The following is a 19,215-nucleotide window of genomic DNA, read 5'->3' as shown; positions in this document are numbered from 1 at the left end:
TATGGACAGCGTGGAGCTCGCCAGGCAGGTTGCCGCCGAGCTTCATGCTCGCCTCGTCGCCTTGGGCGCCGATCCCTGGTCGCCTTATGATTTGGCGGTCGCCGAGGCCAAGCGGCGCGGGATCGATGTCGAACCGACGGCCATCGGCGCGGCAGTCCTCAACGGCGGCCGCGCGACCTTCGTCGCCGCCGATGATTTGATCCTTCATGAGAGTGCGGGGTCTCGCTTCGAGCAGGCGTTCCTCGTGGCGCACGAGATTGGGCATGTCGAGCTCGGTGACGATCCCGACAGCGAGCCGGCGCCGACGATCGATCCGGCGCGCGCGGCCGAGCCATCGCCGGTCGGGATGGATCGGGTCGTCGATTATGGACGCCGGCAGCGCCGCGAAGTCCAGATGGACCTGTTCGCGCGCGAGTTCTTGCTTCCGCGCAACGTCGCGCGAGTGCTGCATGTCGATCAAGGGTTTTCTGCCTCGGCGATCGCCGCGAAGCTCGGCGCGCCATTCGAGGTCGTCGCGCAGCAGCTGTTCGACGCCCTGCTCCTCCCAATCGTGCCGCCCGCCGCGGCAGCGACGCATGTGGAGCGGCCGCTCAATCCCTTGCAGGCCGCGGCCGCGGCGCATCGCGGCGAAGCCTATCTGCTCGAGGCGGGCCCCGGCACCGGCAAGACGCAGACGCTGATCGCGCGCGTCGAAGGCCTTCTGGAGGAGGGTGTCGATCCGCGGCGCATCTTGCTGCTGACCTTCTCGAACAAGGCCGCGCGCGAGATGGCGGAGCGCATTGCGCGGAAGCGGCCCGAGGCTGCGGCCGCGATTTGGATCGGTACGTTCCACGCCTTCGGTCTCGACATCATCCGTCGTTTCCATGCCGAGCTCGGGCTGCCGAAAGACCCGCGGATGATGGATCGGACTGAGGCCGTCGAACTCCTCGAGGAGGAGTTCCCGCGGCTGAGGCTCGCGCATTACCGCAATCTCTATGATCCGACTCAGATCATCGCCGACATGCTGGCCGCCGTCTCGCGCGCGAAGGACGAGGTGGTCGACGCCGAAACCTACGCCACGCTCGCCGACGCAATGCTTGCGAAAGCCGGGGACTCAAATACGCGCGAGGCCGCCGAACGCGCCGGCGAGGTGGCCCGCGTCTACGCCGCCTACGAACAACTCAAGCGCAACGCGCATTGCGTCGACTTTGGCGATCTTGTCGCCCTGCCGGTCAAGCTGCTCGAGACCGAGGCGGCCATCCGTGCAACGCTGCAGGCGCAATATGACCACGTCCTGGTCGATGAGTATCAGGACGTGAACCGCAGTAGCGTGCGCTTGCTGAGCGCGCTGCGGCCAGACGGCCGCAATCTCTGGATGGTCGGCGACGCCAAGCAGTCCATCTATCGGTTTCGAGGCGCGTCATCCTTCAACATGACCCGGTTCGGGAAGGGGGACTTTCCCGGCGGCCAGCGCGGCCGCTTGAAGCGCAACTATCGCTCAGTGCCGGAGATCGTCGCCAGCTTTTCCGGCTTCGCGATCACGATGCGCGCGGGCGACGCGGACAGTGGTCTCGACGCGGAGCGCGACGGCAATGGCCAGAAGCCCGAGCTGCGCACGGTGCAGCGCGCCGAACAGCAGCAAGTGGCGCTGGCCGACGTGATCGAGGCGCTTCGCGGCGAGGGATATGCCTATCGTGACCAGGCGGTTCTGTGCACCGGCAATGAGAAGCTGTCGACGATCGGGCAGGACCTCGAGCGGCTCGGGGTGCCCGTCCTGTTTCTGGGAAGCCTGTTCGAGCGGGCCGAGGTCAAGGATCTCCTCGCCTTGCTCTCCATCCTTGTCGACCGTCGCGCCATGGGCCTGGTTCGCATCGCCTGCTGGCCCGACTTTGAGACTTCTTTCGCGGATGTGGCGGCGATCTTCGAGCATCTGCGGGCGGCCGACCACGCCCCGGGCAGTTGGCTTCAGCAGGTGGATGCGATCCCTGGCGTCAGCGAAGCCGGTCGCCAGGCGTTCGCCAAGCTCGCGGCCGCGCTCAGCGGCTTCGACCAAACGGCCTCGCCCTGGATCGTGCTCGCAACGCTGCTGCTCGATCGCACCCGCATCGCCGCGCGCCTTGGCGTGTCGGCGGACCTCGCCGATCGCACGCGCGGCATTGCGATCTGGCAGTTCCTCAACTTCCTGCGGGTCCAGCCGGCCGGCCGCGGCCTGCCGATCACGCGCGTGCTCGATCGGGTGCGCCGGCTGGTCCGCCTCGGTGACGATCGCGACTTGCGCCAGTTGCCGGCGGCCGCCCAGCATCTTGACGCCGTGCGGCTGATGACGATCCACGGCGCCAAGGGCCTGGAGTTCGGCGGCGTCCATATTCCGGGGCTCAACAGCGACACCATCCCGCGCACGCCGCCGGCGCCGCCCTGTCCGGCGCCCGACGGCATGATCGCGGACGCCGAAGGCAGTGCGCTGGAGGCGTTTCGCGCGGATCAGGCCGAGGAGCAGGAGTGCCTGTTCTACGTGGCGCAGTCTCGCGCCCGCGACCGCCTGATCCTTTATGCGCCGACCGAGAAGAGCAACGGCCACAATCGACCGCTATCGCCCTTCCTCGATCGTCTCGGGACCAACTTGACGCGCCGTTCGGTCGTGCCGGCGCGGCCGCTTCCCACGGCGGCGGAAGCCCAGGGCATCGAGTTGATCGTCGATGGACGGCTGCAGTTCGGGGCCGCGCAAATCGCCCTCTATGAGTCCTGCCCGCGCCGCTTCTTCTACACGCATGTCTTGCAGGTCGGTGGGCGGCGGACCGCGACCGCCTTCATGCACCTGCACGAGGCGGTGCGCGTGGTGGTCGAGGGGGTGATCACTTCGGATAGCCCTATGACCGAGCGCGACCTGGAGGACAGCACCGACGCGGCGCTTGCCGGCCTGGGGCTCGCCGATCATGGCTATCGCGCGGAATTCCGTGACCTTGCCCTGGCGATGCTGCGCTTCCTCCTAGCCAATCGCGCCGATGCGGTCGCCGAGGCGCCGGTTGCGCTCAGCCTCAATTTCGGCGGCGAAGAGATCATCGTTCGGCCGGACGAAGTGCTGGTGCGGCCCGACGGCGTTCGCGCCGTGCGCCGCATCCGCACGGGCCACAGGCGGTCGGCCGAGAGCAAGGATGTCGGCGCGGCGGCGCTGATGCTGGCGGTCCAGCAGGCCTTCCCTGGCGCCGTCGCCGAGCTTGTCCATCTCTCCGACGGCGAGACGCATGCGCTCGCCTTGTCGGATCGGGAGCTGAAGGGTCGCAAGGATAAGCTCGCCAAGTTTCTTGGCGACATCCGCGCTGGGCGGTTTCCGGCCGAGGTCTCCTCGCGCACCTGCCCGAATTGCCCGGCCTTCTTCATCTGCGGGCAGACCCCCGACGGCCCCCTGCAAAAAAAGTTCGCCTGACCTTACCGGTCGGCGGATCCCGCCCCGATTGGACCCTTAGAGCCGCGGCGTCGCCTCGGCAGAACCTAAGGACCCAATCTCATGAACACCGAAGAACTGCTTGATTACGACGACCTCGGCGACGCCCTGCGCGAAGGCCGGGCGCTGCGTCCGGCGCGGGGGTATCGCTTTCTCCTCGCGCAGGGCGATCTCAACTTCCAGTCCCGTCAGGTGAGCGATCCAGTGCCGCTCGGCCGTCAGTTGCTCGAGGCCGGCACCCTGGACCCGCGGGACGGCTACAGCCTATTCGCGATTCTGCCCTCCGGCGACTTCGAGGACGTGCGGCTGAACGAGCCCTTCGACCTGCGCGAGCACGGCGCCGAGCGGTTCGTTGCCTTCCTGACGGATCGCGACTTCAAGTTCACGCTGAAGGACGACGAGCTGCGCTGGGGTAAGCCGATCATCAGCGGCGCGGTGCTCTACGGTCTCGCCAAGCCCGGCGAGGGAGAGGCCGTTTTCCTCGAGGTCCCCGGCGGCGAAGATCGCCTGATCGAGCATGGCGAGCTGATCGATCTGGCCGAGCCCGGCATCGAGCGGTTCATCGCCGCGCGGGTGACGTTCGAGATCATCGTCAATTCGCGGCCGCGGAAGGTGAACGCCCGCACGGTCACGTTCGAGCAGATCGTCCAGCTCGCTTTCCCGGGCCAGCACGAGCCGAACGTCGTCTTCTCGATGACCTACCGGCACGCGGCGTCGACGCCGCACGCGGGTGAACTCGGGGCTGGCGGCTCGGTCGACGTCAAGAAGAAAGGCACGGTGTTCAATGTCACGCGAACTGTTCAGTCGTAATCCCGACCTCAAGCGGCTGCGGGACGAAGGCTACTTCGTCCTGCGGCAGGGCGGGCATCTCGTCATGCGGGAGGTGCCCTATGTCGATGCGCGTCGCGAGGTGCGCATCGGCACCCTCATCTCGAGCCTCACGCTAGCCGGCGATGCGACGCGCAGGCCCGACACGCATGTTGTCCATTGGGATGGCGACTTTCCGTGCCGCGCCGATGGGACGCCTATCCAGGGGATCTCGCATCAGGCCGGGGCCTTCGACCTCGGCCATGGTCTGAACGCCACGCACAGCTTCTCGAGCAAGCCGGATGGCGGCTATACGGACTACCACCACAAGATGACGAGCTACGCGAACATCATCGCGGGCCCGGCCGCGGTGCTGAAGCCCGGCATGACCCCCCGCACCTTCCGCGAGCCGGAAGAGGAGGAGGACAGCATCTTCAACTATGTCGAGACCGCCTCCGACCGTGTCGGTATCGGCATCCTGACCGAGCGGCTCGTCAACGAGCGGGTCGCCATCATCGGCGGCGGCGGCACCGGCGGTTACATCCTGGACTTCGTCGCCAAGACGCCGGTCCGCGAGATTCGACTCTTCGACAGCGACGAGTTCCTGACCCACAACGCCTTTCGGGCGCCGGGCGCGCCGACCCTGGAGGAGCTGCGCGAGGCGCCGAAGAAGGTCGACTATCTGAAGCGCATCTACAGCCGGATGCACCGCAACATCGTGGCGCACGATGTCGAGCTCGGGGCCGACAACCTGCACCTTCTTGGCGGCGTCACCTTCGCCTTCCTGTCGCTCGATGCCGGCGAAGCGAAGCGGTTGATCGTCGAGAAGCTCGAGGCGATCGGCGCTGCGTTCGTCGATGTCGGCATGGGCCTCGAACTCGACGAGGGGTCGCTCGGCGGTATCCTGCGAGTGACCGCTAGCACGCCGGAGAAGCGGGATCATGCGCGCCAGCGCATCTCCTTCGTCGGCGGTGGCGCCAAAGACATCTACGCCTCCAACATTCAGGTCGCGGACTTGAATGCCTTGAATGCGGTCCTCGCGGTGGTGAAGTGGAAAAAGATCCGCGGCTTCTACCGTGATCTCGAGGGCGAGCATCACTGCACCTACACCACCGACGGCAACATGTTGATCAACGGAGACCTCGGGTGATACGGCACAAGCGGCTAGAGCATCGTTTCGTAGAGCACATCCCGGAGCGCCTTGGGGCAGGCATTCTTTATGTCTCGATGGAATATGCGACATCGGCCCACAGCTGTTGCTGCGGTTGCGGCGAGGAGGTGGTGGCGCCCTTCACGCCGACGGACTGGAAGATGACGTTCGACGGTGAGACCATCTCACTTCATCCGTCGATCGGCAACTGGACGTTGAAGTGCCGGTCACATTATGTGATCGACCGCGGCAAGGTGGTCGAAGCCGGCCCGTGGAGCGACGAGCAGGTGGAGTCCGAGCGTCGCCGTGATCGCGCTGCCAAAGCTCGTTTCTACGGGCAGTCGCCCACGGTCGAACCTTCTGCTCGACCCGTTCCGCCCAAAGCGACACCAGGCTTCTGGCGGCGCCTTTGGCGTCGTATATCCAGTCGTTTCAAACGATAAACTTGTGGATTACATTCCATCAGAAGCATCTCTCCCGGTATTCTACTGTTTACCTGCTAGAGAGAGCCTCTGTGAACGGGTTTGACAGAATTCCTACAAAGTAGCCCGCCACAAAATACCGCGACGCAAAATTCACGCGCTCGCCAGCGCGGCAGCGCCGGCTCTGAGCCGGCGCCCGAATGAGAACTGACCTCGAAAGGAGGGAACCACCATGGCCATCTCGGGCCGATCCACCCTCGTCGTTCACGGCCGCCTCGCCATGCGGGAAGGCCGCCTGGCGGCGGCGCGCGACCGCCGTCATGGCCTGCAGGTCATGTCGTTCGAGCAGGCGGCGGTGCGGCTCGCTGGAGGTTTCATCCGCCCAATTGATGATGAAAGCCTTCGCGCGGCGATCCAGACGGTCCTGCCGGCAACGCCGATGGGCGAGCTGGAGAGCATCAAGTCGCTGCCCGGGATGATAGACGCAGCCGCGGACACCCTGCACAAGGCCTGGCGCGCTGGTATCGACCTTGCAGCGCGCGCGGTCGAGCATCCGCGACTCGACGCCATCGCTCGATTGGAGTCGGCGGTCCTGGCGCAGCTACCAGCCGCCATGATGCGGCCCATCGACATCGTCGCCGGCGCTACCAGCCGTATCACCCATGCGCCCGCCGTTCTCGGCCCGATGGAGATCGCTGGCCTCACCGAACTCTCGCCCTGCTGGCGGCCGCTCCTGAAAGCGCTCACCGCGCACATTCCCGTGCGATGGACGGCCGGGCCGAGGCCGGCGCCGGCCTGGTTGGAGGGCACGGGTGTCGCGGTGCTGCGCGCGCCGTCGCAGACTCCGGAAGTCAGCACCGTCAGCGCGGCTACGGCCTATCACGAAGCCATCGAGGCCATGCGCTGGGCGCGGTCGCTTCTCGCCTCCGGGCGCGCGGCGCCGTCCGATATCGCGATCGCCACGGCCTCGCCCGCCGACTACGACGATCACTTCCTCGGCCTGCGCGCGGACGCCAACATCGACCTGCACTTCGTCCAAGGCGTCAAGACCGTCACCACCCGCGATGGCCAGGTCGCCGCCGCGCTAGCCGACATCGTCGTTCGCGGCCTGTCGCAGTCCCGGATCCGTCGTCTCGCCGCCCTGTGTCGGGATTCCACGCCTTTTGCGTCACTTCCCGAAGGCTGGCTGCGGATCCTGCCGGCCGATGCACCGATGTCGACGCCCAACGCCTGGGACCGCCTGCTGGCGCGATTGAAGCCCGAGGACTGGCCGGACGACGCGGATCACGCCCCGGCCTTGCGCGCGGCCATCGACCTGCTCGCCAAGGGGTCCGACGCAGCACCGGAGATCGGTGAAGCCTTTCTTAAGGGCCGCGCGCTCGCCATCTGGCGCAAGGGCCTCCTCGCCGGGCCGGCGGCCTCGATCTACACCACCCTCGAAACCCTGAAGCAGGATGACGGGCTGGAGGCGTGCGTGTCCGTTGGCTGGATGCCTGCGAGCGCGCTAGCAGCCTCGCCGCGGCGCTTTGTGCGGCTGATCGGCCTCAACTCTTCGCACTGGCCGCGCGGAATTGCCGAGGACCGGCTGATCCCGGACCATATCATCCCCAGTACCGAGCTCGACCCGCTCCCGGTGAGCCTGGCCGATCGCCGAGACTTCGAGACGATCCTGGCAACGACGACCGGCGAAGTCGTCCTCTCGCGCGCCCGTCGCGACAGCGACGGACGGCTGCTGGGACGCAGCCCCCTCCTCTCTGCGCACGGTCCGGAAATCTATCTCCGTCGCAACGCCGTTCCGATCCATGCGTTTAGCGAAACCGACCGCCTCATGGCCAGGCCGCAGGAGTTTAGCGCCGACCGGCAGGCGCTCAGCGCGCAAGGCTGCTGGCGCGACTGGCGGCACACCGAGATCACGCCGCATGACGGCCTCATCCGGCCCGATCATCCGCTCATTCTCGCAATCTTGGCCCGCACCCAATCGGCTAGCTCACTCCGGCGTCTGCTGCGCAACCCACTGAGCTTTGCCTGGGTCTATGCCTTCGGCTGGCGCGTGCCAGAAAGCACCATCGAACCGCTCGTGCTTGACGCGCTCGGCGTCGGCGATCTGATTCACATGGTTCTCGATCGCGCCTTACTCGATCTGGAGAGCGCCGGTGGATTGGTGTCCGCCGACACCGCGGCGATCACGGCGACGGTTGACCGGGCCGCGGCGCTTGTCGCCGCCGATTGGGAAAGCGAACGTGCGGTCCCTCCGGCCGTCATCTGGGGGCGCACCCTGTGTGATGCCCGGCTGACGGCGGAGCGGGCTCTTGCCTATGCCGATGTGCTTCTTCCGGGTGCCCGCTCCTATAGCGAGGTGCCGTTCGGCGGGGCCGAGCCCAAGTCGGACGCGCAGACGCCGTGGGACCCCAATGTGCCGGTCACGATTCCCGACACGGGTTTCAATATCGCCGGCTATATTGACAGGCTGGACATCGCAGGCGACGGAAAGCGCGCGCTGGTCCGCGACTACAAGACCGGCCGTCCTCCGCGAGGCGACATCCGGCTGAACGGCGGCCGCGAGCTTCAGCGCTGCCTCTATGCCTTCGCGGTGAAGGCGCTGCGGGGCGATGATGTCACGATCAGCGCCTCGCTGCTCTACCCGCGTGAGCCAATCAACCTCCAGCTCGAAGATCCGGACGCGGTCCTCACTGAGATCACTGACTATCTGCGCGCGGCGAGGAGCAGCCTCGCCGGCGGTGCCGCGCTGCCAGGCCCCGACACCGGCGGCGACTACGACGATCTCGCCTTTGCCCTGCCGGCGAATGCCAGCGCCACCTATTGCAAACGCAAGATGCCGGCCGCGACCGAACGGCTCGGTCAGGTCACTCAAATCTGGGAGGCGGAATAATGAGCAGCGTGTCTAGGGCCCTTGAGGATGACGACGCGCGACGCGACGCGATCAGTCTCCATGATCGCTCGATCCTGGTCGAAGCTGGCGCAGGCTCGGGCAAAACTGCCGTCATGGCCGGACGCATCGCCATGATGCTCGCGGAGGGCATTCCCCCACACGCCATCGCCGCCGTCACCTTTACAGAGCTAGCAGCCAGTGAGCTGCTTTCGCGGGTGCGCGAAATTGTTGCCGATCTTGCGGTCGGCAACATCTCGACCGAGCTGCGCGTGGCGCTGCCCGGTGCCTTGTCGCAGGCGCAGCGCGACAATCTCGCCGCCGCGACCGCCGTGATCGACGAAATCACCTGCTCGACCATTCACGGCTTCTGCCAGCGTCTGATAAAGCCCTATCCGGCCGAAGCCGACATCGATCCTGGCGCCGGCGTCATGGACCGCAACCAGGCCGATCTCACCTTCCTTGAGATCGTCGATGGCTGGCTGCGCGAGCGTCTGTCCGGCGATCGGGACGGCATCCTAGCCGAAATGGTGCTGCACAGCCCCGGTGAAACCGTGGTGCTCGTCCACAAGATCGCTGAGAACCTGCGCCGCTGCCGCTCCCTCGCAGCGCCACCCGTCTTGCCGCTTTACGGTCATCTGGCAGCCTTTCGGCAGGCGACGGCGGATTTCGCGGCCTTCGTGCGCAGGGCAGCGGCGACCGAGCCGGAAACGCTCGCGATCGTCCAGCGGCTGGCCGAGATGGCGACCGCGTTGGCTGCCGGTCCCGATCCCTCGACGCCCTCCGGCCTGGTCCAGCTTCTGACCTTGCGTCCGCACCCGGATCTTTGCACCAAGGCAGGCGCTTTCGCCTCCTATCGCAAGAAGGGCAAATGGGCTGCCGCGGCGAAGCAGGCTGGCCTCTCCAAGGCCGATGGAGATCGGCTGAACGATGCAGCGGAGGTCTGCTACAACGCTTGCTGCGAGGCTTGGGGTTTGCTTCTTCAAGCCGCCGCCGGCCAGGTTCTGGAGGCACTGATCGACGACGCGCGTCCGATCCTGCAGCGCTACCGCGACTACAAAAGGGCGAGCGCCCAGCTCGACTTTGATGACCTGATCTTCGCGGCGCGCGACCTGCTGCGCGACCATAACGATGTCCGGTGCGCGCTGGGACAGCGCTTCGCGCGTGTCCTCGTCGATGAGTTCCAGGACACCGATCCCCTGCAGACCGAGATCTTCTGGCGGCTGTGCGGCGATCCGGTCGACGACGTTGACGACTGGACACGGTTCCGGATCCGGCCGGGTGCGCTGTTTTTGGTCGGCGACCCCAAGCAAGCAATCTATCGCTTCCGCGGCGCCGACGTCGGCGCCTATGTGCAGGCTCGGGATGCCTTTCGCTCCCAGGACTCCGACAGCCTTCTGTCGATCTCCACCAATTTCCGCTCCTGCGCTTCGATCCTCACCTTCGTCAACGAACGCTTCGAGGCGGTGCTCTCGGCCGATGGCCAGCCCGGTTTTACCGCTCTCGACCCTTTTCACGACGATCGCGGCGACCTGTGCGTGGCGGCCCTCGACGTGGCCGTGGCGGACGAAAACGGCAAGGCCAGCGCCGAGCGGCAGCGCGATGCCGAGGCCGATGCCATCGCCGATCTGTGCGCGCGCCTGATTGATACCCATCCCATTGTCGACAGGCGCAGCGGGACGGAACGTCCTTGCCAGCCCGGCGATATCGCTTTGCTGGCCCCGACCGGCGCAGAGCTGTGGCGCTATGAAGAGGCGCTCGAACGTCGCGGCATTCCGGTGGCGACACAAGCCGGCAAGGGTCTCTTCCGCCGCCAGGAAATCCAGGACCTGATCGCGCTGACCCGCCTTCTCGCCGACCGGCGCGACACGCTGGCGCTTGGCGCGCTGCTGCGCGGCCCGCTAGTCGGCCTCACCGAAGAGGAACTCCTGGACATTGTCTGGGCGCTGCCGCGTTCCGAAGAACAGCCCGACCGAATTCCCCGTCTCGACCTCGGCGTCGATCCAGCCGCCATCGTTCACCCGCTGGCACGAGAGACCATCGAAAAGCTGCAGACGCTCTACCGCCGCAGCAACAGCACGACGCCGCACGAGTTGCTCTCGCAGGCCGTGGACATGATGCGAGTTCGGCCGCTCCTTCTCGCGCGTCATCGCGGCCAGGCCGAACGCGCGCTCGCCAATGTTGATCTCTATTTGAGCCTGTCGACGAGCTACTCCGTTCGCGGCCTTCGCTCTTTCGCTGAGGCGATGACCGCAGCCTGGACCGACGAGGCGCGCGCAGTGGAGGGTCGGCCAGATGCGCAGGAAGAAGCCGTCGCGCTCTTCACCATGCACGCGGCCAAAGGCCTCGAGTGGCCAATCGTCATCCCGGTCAACACGATGACGGGCGTCATGGCGCCCGACAGTGCGGTCATCAACCGTCAGACGGACACCTTCTATTGCCCGGTCCTGGGCGTCGCGCCGGACGGCTACGAAGCCGCGCGCCAGGCTGAGAAAGACGAGCTGGATCGGGAGCGCGTCCGCCTCTGGTACGTGGCCGCCACGCGCGCCCGCGAACTTCTCGTCCTGCCCCGGCTCGACACAACGCCGTCGAAGTCCGCCTGGATCGGTCTCGTCGATCTTTCGCTGGCCGAACTCCCCGGCCTGGACCTCTCGCATCTACCCGCAGACGTCGCGACGGCAGCCAACGGAGCGGCCAATACCCAAACTCGCGCAATCTTCGCCACGGAAGCCGAAGCCATTACCGAGCGGCAGGCGCGGCTGATCTGGCTTGCGCCCAGCCGGGATGAGAACACCGCCGGAGCGGTACTGCAGGAAGAAGAGGCCAGTATCTGGATCGGATCGGCTGATGACCAGCCTGCCGAACTGCAAGCCGCTGTTCTGGTTCAAGGAAGCCGCGAACGCGGACTGATCCTGCACAAGCTCATGGAAGAGGTGCTGACCAGGGAAACCAATGAGGCAAAGGCAGCCCTTGCAGACCGAGCCACCATACTCATCCGTGCCCTCGGCCGGTTTCCGGTCACCGACCCGGCGACGGGACTGTCTGCCGAGGAACTGGCGGGCTGTGTCGTCCAGACCCTTGCTCTGCCCCAAATCGCGGCCTTGCGGCCGGCTCTCCTGGCCGAGTTTCCCGTCTACGCCGCGCATGCGGACGATAGGATGGAAACGGCAACGACCGGAATCGCGGATGCCCTAACTCTGACATCTGAAGGCCGTCCAGCCGTCGTCGTCGATTGGAAGAGCGATGTGGCGCCCGATCCCCAGACACTCGACCACTACCGCGCGCAGGTTCGGGCCTATCTCGACATGACCGGAGCCGAGCGCGGTCTGATCGTGCTAATGACCACAGGTGCGGTGATCGGTGTCGGGCCGACAGCCCAGCCACTGGCGGCCTGATTGGAGCGACTGTGCATGCCGTCAACGCTTAGCGACGGTCGACGCATTGAGGGCTTGCCGCCGTTATCGACGATCTGCCGCCTCCTCTCGGTTTTTTTCTGGCGAATGCTAAGGCTCAATACCAGCTGCCGTGATCTCACTGATTGGCCGAGTTCTGCCCCAGACCCCCACGAGGGCGGACTTGAAGAGCAACAGATACATTTGCATGAGATGTCTGCATTGATTGGTCGGCCGAGCCTCAGCACGCCGTCGGTAAAAGGCATGAAGACTGGTACATTTGGGGGAGCGATTTGGCAGGCAAAATCTATGTCATCATGACGGGGAACGAAAACAGCCTTTGGTCTCGGTGCCTCAGCGAGAACCTTGTAGCCCTCGAATTTGGTAAGACCTATTTCGACCCGTGGCGCGCAGGGGACTACGACCGTTATCTAGAAGTTACGAAAGCTGACGCCGCCAAAGACGACTCAGAGGCCGACGTCAAAGGTCGGGCGACGCTCTGGTTCAATCGAGGTAACGACCTGACGCGCAGCGAAGGCGATCTCTGGCTCCACAGAGACCGGAACAGCGATAGTCTCTATTGGGCTCAAACGACGAGTGCCAATCCGGTCTTTGATCACTCCGATCCCGACAGTGTCATGCTCGCGAAGCCTGTCACCAAGTGGTCCCGCCATGACAAGAAAATGAAGCCGTTGTCATGGAAGACGATCCATCCCGTGGCGAAGGACTATATCTCCTCAATGGCAGCGATGTTCAGCGTCGCCAATGCGGATATGAAGGCCTATGTACAGGCCCTCATCGACGGAGGTGACCTCACTCCGTGGCATTCGCGCCCAAAGTGGGAAGAACGCCTCGGCGCAGGGAAGACCCTCGGATCGAGCGTGTCGCTGCATGAGCTAACTCTCGCAAACCTCATGCTCTCGATTACGGGCGCGGTTGCGAATTCGAACGGCCAGAGGGTCTTCAAAACCTTGAAGAACAAGGAACTCCATTGTTCCGAGGCCGAGATGAAGGCTCATCTTGCCAAACTCTACGAGGAGCAGAAGGGGAAATGCGCCATCACCGGCCTTGAGATGCATCTGCATGGACAGGACGATTACGATAGCGATATGCTCGTTTCTCCGGACCGGATTGACAGCTACGGCCACTATTCGATCGGCAATGTTCAGCTCGTCTGCCGTTTCGTGAATTTCTGGAAGATGGCCCAGGATAATAACCGCTTCGCTGAACTCTTGGACCGCGTGGTGGCCCACCGGCTCGCACATACGTTGTAGCCAGACCACAGAACGTGCATTTCCGTTGCTGCGTCGTCCCGGCGGGGCATCAATATCTTTCCTGCCAATCTTGTTGAAGGCGACAGCATCGCCGTTCATGACCCCGATCATCGGCTGCCAAACGATCAGTCGTCCTGATCGCGATACCACCTGTCGGTAAAGGCGCAACCCAGCAGCGGCCCGCTCAAGACATTTGGTCCTCACCAACGCCAGCCACTGGTTCGTCCCCTCCGTCGTCGTCCTCCCCGCTCGTCAATCCGACCAGAATATCCCCAGCCAGCAACTTCTCCTTCGACAGCAGCCCGGCATCCTCAAGCGCCTCGAAGTCCGGAAGGTCACGCAGCGTGTCGAGCCCGAACTCCAGCAGGAATTCTTTTGTGGTGACATACGTGTAGGGCGCGCCCGGCGTCGGGCTACGCGGACCGGAAGCGATCAGGCCGGCCCCGCGCAGATGGCCGATGAGGTCGCGCGAAACTTCTTTCCCAAAGAACGAAGACAGTTCTCCGCGCGTGATTGGCTGGAAATAAGCGATGCACATCAACACCAGCACTTCGGGCTGCGTCAGGTCGACCGCCTTCTCACTGCCACCAACCGCCGCACGGATGGCGTCGGCATAGGCCGGCCGAGTCAGGTGTTTCCAGCCCCCGGCGACCGCGACCAGGTCATAGGGCCGGCCGCGCAGGTCCTCGCGAATGTCGTCGATGAGGAGGTCGATGCTGCAGCTCTTGCCGACGACACGCGCCAAGGTCTCGCGTGCCACCGGTTCGCTGGCGGCGAAGATGGTTGCTTCGACCCGATGCATCCATTCGCGCCAGCGCACCTCCGGCGGCAGATGATCCAGCTCACGATCAAACAGGCGTTCGCCTGATCGACCGTCTGGCTGCCCCTTTCCTCGCCTGCCCATCGCTTCCGCCATCGTCCTCACAGCCCGTATATGCGGAAGGTGGGACGGCCGGATAGCTCACGCGCGGCACCGAGTTCGACCAAACGGTCGAAAAGGCGGCGCAGCCCACGGTCGCTCATGCCGGCGATCTTTTCCGAGGCAACGATCGCATCGTCGGACAGGAGCTTGTCGACAACAGCGTCCGCCGCCTTGGCTCTGAGTTTCGGCGCGACAGCAAGCAGCCGCTCCGCGCGGCGCTCGAGTTCAGCGGAAAGATCAATAGCGCGCAGCGCAGCGCGCGCCTGAGCGGCGAGCAGGCTTTTCGTCCGATCGGAGCCCCCCTCGATACTTGTTGCCGAAACAACGGTACTCGCGCGGCGCGGCGGGCGCGGATTGATGCCCAAAGCCGCCTCGGTGCCCAAGAGCGGCACTGCATGTGTCCACCCTAGCTGTTGAGCCAGCAGGGCGTCGGCAAGCCAGGCCCCAAGGGCGCGCCCGAAGCCGTGGTGTTCGGCGAGCACGATGGCGCCAGTCGTCATTCCCACCGTCCCCTCACCGGCGACGATCTGCCGAAGTTCGTCAGTCAGGTCGCTGACGCCCTTGTCATTATGCGCCAGACCAAGGTCATCCAGCACTGCGCCGATGCTCGCCTCGGTCAGCAGTCTCTCCACGGGCATTGCGGCCAGCCGACGCCAGGCCAATAGCATCCTGCCAGCTGGCCCGACATTGTCGCCCGGTCGCGTGAGCAGCACCGCGTCGCGCAGGGCGCTTTCATCCTCGACGCGGCCTGCCTGCCTCGACGTTGCCGCGGCCGCCGAAAGCGCCAAGCGTTGCCGCCAGGTGCCGGCCGACCGCTCCTGCCGGCGGATCATCGCATCGAGCGCGCCGATGGCGGCACCCGCGGCGAGTGCGACGTCTTCAACATCTTTCCCTGCAAGGCTTTGCGATTCCGGAATTGCTCGGCGAAGCCAGATCGGCACCGCGCCGACGGACACCGCTGAGCAGGCCCCGGAGAGTGTAGCGTGGTGAGATATGGAGGGCTTTGGTCGCAGAATCATCGCCCGCAGGATCAGCCATGCCGGCGCTTTTGGCAACGGAAATAGGCAAAAAGCGCTGCGCCTGTCGCATGAACAAAATGAACGATAATCCTTTCGAAATCTTGGAAGGTAATCCGCAGATCAAAGGATCGCTGATTCCTGCAGCCCGAAAACCTACGCGGGTAAGGAGTCGACCGAAGACGAAGGCCCGGCCCCTCCCCTCTCCGGGGAGGAAAACCGTCGGCCGCTGTGATGGACGCTCTGTGCGTATCCATCATCGTCGGCGCGTCTAAACTACCGCCCAACATGGTCGTCAAGCACACGGCGCCCACATTTCTCATCCGGCCATTCTCGCCGTCAAGCCATTCGCCTTTAGTGCCGCCATCAGCATCGGTCCGACGGAAAACTGCCCTGCCCTCGCCTTTTCGGTCAAAACCCGCAGATAACCGCCAGCCGAGTTGATATGCTGGGCCCGTTGCAAGATGCAGGCAATCACAATGGCGGCGACCTCCTGGCCCATTTCATGGCAAGCCTCCTCGTATGCCGAGGGCGAAATACCAAGGTAGCCTCTCACCTGGGCCGCGGTAATCATCAAATCGCGCCAGTTCCCGATCCCGTGCACCGCATAGTCTGAAATTTCGGGGCACGCTTTTAGCACCAGCCCTATCGGATAGCTTTTCAGCTTCTCATCGGTTCCCTGCCTTGGCTCGGCCTCGGCCCTGCTTTTCTCGAAAGCCGGTTCAAATACAAAAGTGGAGTCTGTGTTTGAATCAGATTGCTGCCGCTCGTTTTGGGACTCATTGCCGCTAGAATTCTTGGTATTCGTGAAGCTTTCCAGCAGCTTGTCCACCACATTGTGCACATCGACCAGTTCGCTTACGATTCTCTCCAGCTCCGCCAGCCCTGCCCGTCGCGGAATTGCGTCCACAATCGCCCGGAAGCGCCTCCAGATGGTTCCCCAATCCCCGGGCACATCCTCCTCGACGGCGGCCTCGACCAGCTTGTGGATGTCGCGGCGGTGCAGCGTGATGCGTTCCCGCATCAGTTTTAGCGCCCGATTGTCCGCCCGAACCTGGTCGGCTGCCTGCTGAAACTCCGCGGCCCTGGTCAGCAGCGGAGCCAGAGAGAACCCGAAGGCCTCCACGACCGCCCCGCCCTGCCCTTTGCGGGCAAATCGTTTGCCGTTGGCGCTGTCTCGGCGGATGATGAGACCGCAGCTCACCAGCTCCGCCAGGTTCCGGCGCAGCGTGGAATCGGCCATGCCATGCGCCCGCAGCGACAGCTGCGCGTTCGACGGGAAGACCATCAAGCCGTTTTCCTCGCTGATCTGATCGTCCGGATAGAACGTCAACAGCCCGCTCAGCACGGCTAGGGCGCGATCGCCGACGCCCACGATCGACTTGCCCTCGCAGAGCCACCGGTAGACCTGCCATTTTTCAACGACTTCCCCTTCCGGTATTTGCCGTGACGCCGCGTTGGCTTTCACCAAGGCAAGCGTCATCGGCCGCCGCCCAAAGGGCGTCGTCGCAAACCCACTCTCCATTTCCCTCACCTTTCAAGAAGGCAAAAGAAACCTGCTCGCCGAAACGGCGCCACGACTCTTGACAGTGATTCGGGGAAGTGCGATTCTCAGCTTGCTACAGACCGAGAAGGGCTTCCGCGACGGCGACGTTCGGGGGCCTTTTTCTTTTGCGGTTTCAGTCTCCCGTTTTCTTCGACATTTCCGATTGCCGGAATGCTACGAAAAGCTCGTCCAGCCTCTCGGCTATGAACGCACCGAATGGCGAGGCTTCCCTGGCCTTCAAGGCAAGCGTGAACACTTTTCCAGTGTCGGTGATCTTGGCTCGCACGGACCTGTCCTGCGGAGACCAGGCCTTTTCCTTTGTCGTGGCCGCCGCCGGCGGGCGCCCTTCCGAAGCACTCAGAAAGGCGAAGAGACCCGCAAATCGTGCATCGCTGTCTGGCTGAGAGAACTCCGCGCTTTTTACATAGTCGGCCGCCCTACCCGCGTTGCCCGGATGCTCCATGAGCTTGGCCAGCTGCCACCATCTGTCCCGGCCGACGGCCTTGGCGGCGCCAACCGCCACGATGACCTGTTCGGGAACATTGCTGGTCACCGAGCGCATCTTCGAGAAGGTCGTGTCATCGAGCGCCAAGGCCGACTTCACCGTGTCGGCCGTGTGACCGCGTTTGAGAATGCGGTCGGCAAACAGCGTCTTTTCAATGAAGGACAGATTGGCCCTGGCGGCATTCTCCTGGCCTTGCGCGATGACATGGTCCTCATCGCCCATCTTCTTGACGACAGCGCGCACTGGCCTGCCCAGCTGACGCGCAACCTTGACGCGGCGATGACCAAAGACAGTCTGGAAGCGCCCTGAGTCCTCCGGATGCGGCCTGACCAGGATCGGAGAATCCTGGCCCCTCTCCCGAATTGCCTGGAACAACTCCTGATACGCCTCATCGTCCTCGTCTAGCCGGTCGGCGACGAACGAGGCGTCCACCATCGCCGGATCGAGATCGACGACCGAACTCTTGGAGAGCTCCTCGAACGACTGCATGATCGAGCGCGACGCACCCCGAACGGCATAGCCCGACACATCTTGGGCATCAGCCACTGACGGGGCCGGGCCTAAAACACTGCCGAAGATGTCCCTGCGCGCCATTATTCGTCTCCGATCGCGGTCAGCGATCTGCTTTTACAGACATAATTGCCGGTTTTTACTGCCGTAAAGTCAGCCGTCATGACCGTCCCCAAGCACGATGGATGAGGGTGACGATTTCGGCGTTCACCGCGTCGAGCGACTCCAGCGCGCGATCGTATGTCGAACGTGTAAAAGCCGACTTCTCCACCTCGTAGAGTGTCTGCTTGGTCAGACCCGCATCGGAAATCGCCGTCGACTTCAACATCGGGTTTTCGAGAATCTGGCCGGCAAGCATGGACTGCATGAACCCGACCATCTGCGCCTGCGGGATGTCGGTCGGTTCGTAGCGCGTGATCAGGTAGCGAAACCAATCAAGCTCGATCGCGGCGCCGGCGGCCTTGATGGTCTTCAATATTCCGCCGAGCATGAGAAGAAACTGGCTCATCGACATCAGGTCGAGCATCTGCGGATGGACGGTGATCAGAACCGACGTTGCCGCCGACATCGCCGTTAACGTCAGGTAGCCAAGCTGGGGCGGGCAATCGACCACGACAACATCATAACGGTCGTCGACCTCCGACAGCGCCTTGGCCATGCGCGTGAAGAACTGGCGGCCGGCATTCGACGTCTTGTCCTGCATGGCCAGCGGCGTGTCGTACTCGTATTCCTGCAGCTCGAGATTGGCGGGGATGATATCGAGGCCGGGGAAATTCGTCGGTATGATCACGTCCGCAATCGATCTGCGCTCCTCGTCATACCGGATCGCTTCATAGAGCGACAGATTGCGATCGAGCTCGGGCTGGAAGCCGTGCAGTGCCGACAGCGACGCCTGCGGATCCAGATCGATAGCGAGGACGCGGTGGCCGGTCAGCGCCAGATGCTGGGCGAGGTGGGCTGCGGTGGTCGTCTTGCCGCTGCCACCCTTGAAGTTGACGACCGCAACCACCTGGAGCTTGTCGCCAGGTTTGCGGTGAGGGACATACTTCTTGACCTCCGTCCTGCCATGCTGATCCAGGAAATGGCGAAGCTCCAACATCTGTGTGGCCGTATAGGAGCGCCGGCCGGACGGACTTTGGTCGGGCAAGGGTCCCTTGCCTTCAAGGTGAAGGCGCTTCAGATTGTTTTGCGAGACACCGAGGTAGTGAGCGACTTCCGCCATAGAGAACGTGCGCAGGGTCTTAGTCGCATTCGGCGGGAACTTCTCCATCCGAAGCTGGTTCAACCGCCGGGAAATCTCGGCGCCCTGTTCGAGGATTTTGTCATCGAACTCGAAACGTGGCAGCCGCATGGATATATTCAT

12 protein-coding genes are annotated in these 19,215 nt (G+C 64.1%); 7 read left to right on the top strand and 5 right to left on the bottom strand.

From position 1 onward, the window contains the following. Window position 1: 1 nt before the first annotated feature. From HGP13_RS35910 to HGP13_RS35880, 7 genes are all read left to right on the top strand, one after another. Window positions 2-3,403 carry a UvrD-helicase domain-containing protein gene (locus HGP13_RS35910; RefSeq protein WP_172235003.1) on the top strand — a complete coding sequence of 1,134 codons (3,402 nt, stop codon included), beginning with the start codon at window positions 2-4 and terminating at the stop codon, window positions 3,401-3,403. Window positions 3,404-3,484: 81 nt separating this feature from the next. Continuing rightward, a complete protein-coding gene (locus HGP13_RS35905; protein ID WP_172235002.1) occupies window positions 3,485-4,231 on the top strand; it encodes a multiubiquitin domain-containing protein in 747 nt (248 codons plus the stop codon). Further along, window positions 4,206-5,378, top strand: coding sequence for a ThiF family adenylyltransferase (locus HGP13_RS35900; RefSeq protein WP_172235001.1), 1,173 nt, complete (start codon window positions 4,206-4,208; stop codon window positions 5,376-5,378). The genes HGP13_RS35905 and HGP13_RS35900 overlap by 26 nt, the downstream gene beginning before the upstream one ends. Then, window positions 5,375-5,821: a DUF6527 family protein gene (locus tag HGP13_RS35895; protein ID WP_172235000.1), complete on the top strand. Its 447-nt coding sequence runs from the start codon at window positions 5,375-5,377 to the stop codon at window positions 5,819-5,821. The genes HGP13_RS35900 and HGP13_RS35895 overlap by 4 nt, the downstream gene beginning before the upstream one ends. Before the next feature lie 211 nt (window positions 5,822-6,032). Further along, window positions 6,033-8,690 carry a PD-(D/E)XK nuclease family protein gene (locus tag HGP13_RS35890; RefSeq protein ID WP_172234999.1) on the top strand — a complete coding sequence of 886 codons (2,658 nt, stop codon included), beginning with the start codon at window positions 6,033-6,035 and terminating at the stop codon, window positions 8,688-8,690. Next, entirely contained in the window at window positions 8,690-12,082 is a 3,393-nt protein-coding gene (locus HGP13_RS35885) for a UvrD-helicase domain-containing protein (RefSeq protein ID WP_172234998.1), read from the top strand. Before HGP13_RS35890 ends, HGP13_RS35885 begins: the two co-directional genes overlap by 1 nt. Window positions 12,083-12,372: 290 nt before the next feature. Continuing rightward, a complete protein-coding gene (locus tag HGP13_RS35880) occupies window positions 12,373-13,353 on the top strand; it encodes a hypothetical protein (protein ID WP_172234997.1) in 981 nt (326 codons plus the stop codon). 184 nt (window positions 13,354-13,537) lie between these two features. Here the strand turns inward: HGP13_RS35880 and HGP13_RS35875 are convergent, their stop codons facing one another. The 5 genes from HGP13_RS35875 to repA form a co-directional block, all read right to left on the bottom strand. Continuing rightward, a complete protein-coding gene (locus tag HGP13_RS35875; RefSeq protein WP_172234996.1) occupies window positions 13,538-14,269 on the bottom strand; it encodes an SMC-Scp complex subunit ScpB in 732 nt (243 codons plus the stop codon). Window positions 14,270-14,274: 5 nt separating this feature from the next. Next, the gene (locus HGP13_RS35870) at window positions 14,275-15,294 is read right to left on the bottom strand and encodes a DUF1403 family protein (protein WP_172235227.1); all 1,020 of its coding nucleotides are present in this window, start codon (window positions 15,292-15,294) and stop codon (window positions 14,275-14,277) included. Window positions 15,295-15,610: 316 nt separating this feature from the next. Then, window positions 15,611-16,816: a plasmid replication protein RepC gene (gene repC, locus HGP13_RS35865; protein ID WP_172234995.1), complete on the bottom strand. Its 1,206-nt coding sequence runs from the start codon at window positions 16,814-16,816 to the stop codon at window positions 15,611-15,613. Window positions 16,817-16,970: 154 nt separating this feature from the next. Then, window positions 16,971-17,936 carry a plasmid partitioning protein RepB gene (gene repB / locus HGP13_RS35860; protein ID WP_172234994.1) on the bottom strand — a complete coding sequence of 322 codons (966 nt, stop codon included), beginning with the start codon at window positions 17,934-17,936 and terminating at the stop codon, window positions 16,971-16,973. Between the two features lie 76 nt (window positions 17,937-18,012). Next, window positions 18,013-19,215, bottom strand: coding sequence for a plasmid partitioning protein RepA (gene repA, locus HGP13_RS35855; protein ID WP_172234993.1), 1,203 nt, complete (start codon window positions 19,213-19,215; stop codon window positions 18,013-18,015).

Origin of the sequence: Mesorhizobium sp. NZP2077 (genome assembly GCF_013170805.1) — a bacterium.
Taxonomy (GTDB): Bacteria; Pseudomonadota; Alphaproteobacteria; order Rhizobiales; family Rhizobiaceae; genus Mesorhizobium.
The sequence above is the reverse complement of the archived record's forward strand: the minus strand, read 5'-3'. Positions and strand labels throughout refer to the sequence as shown.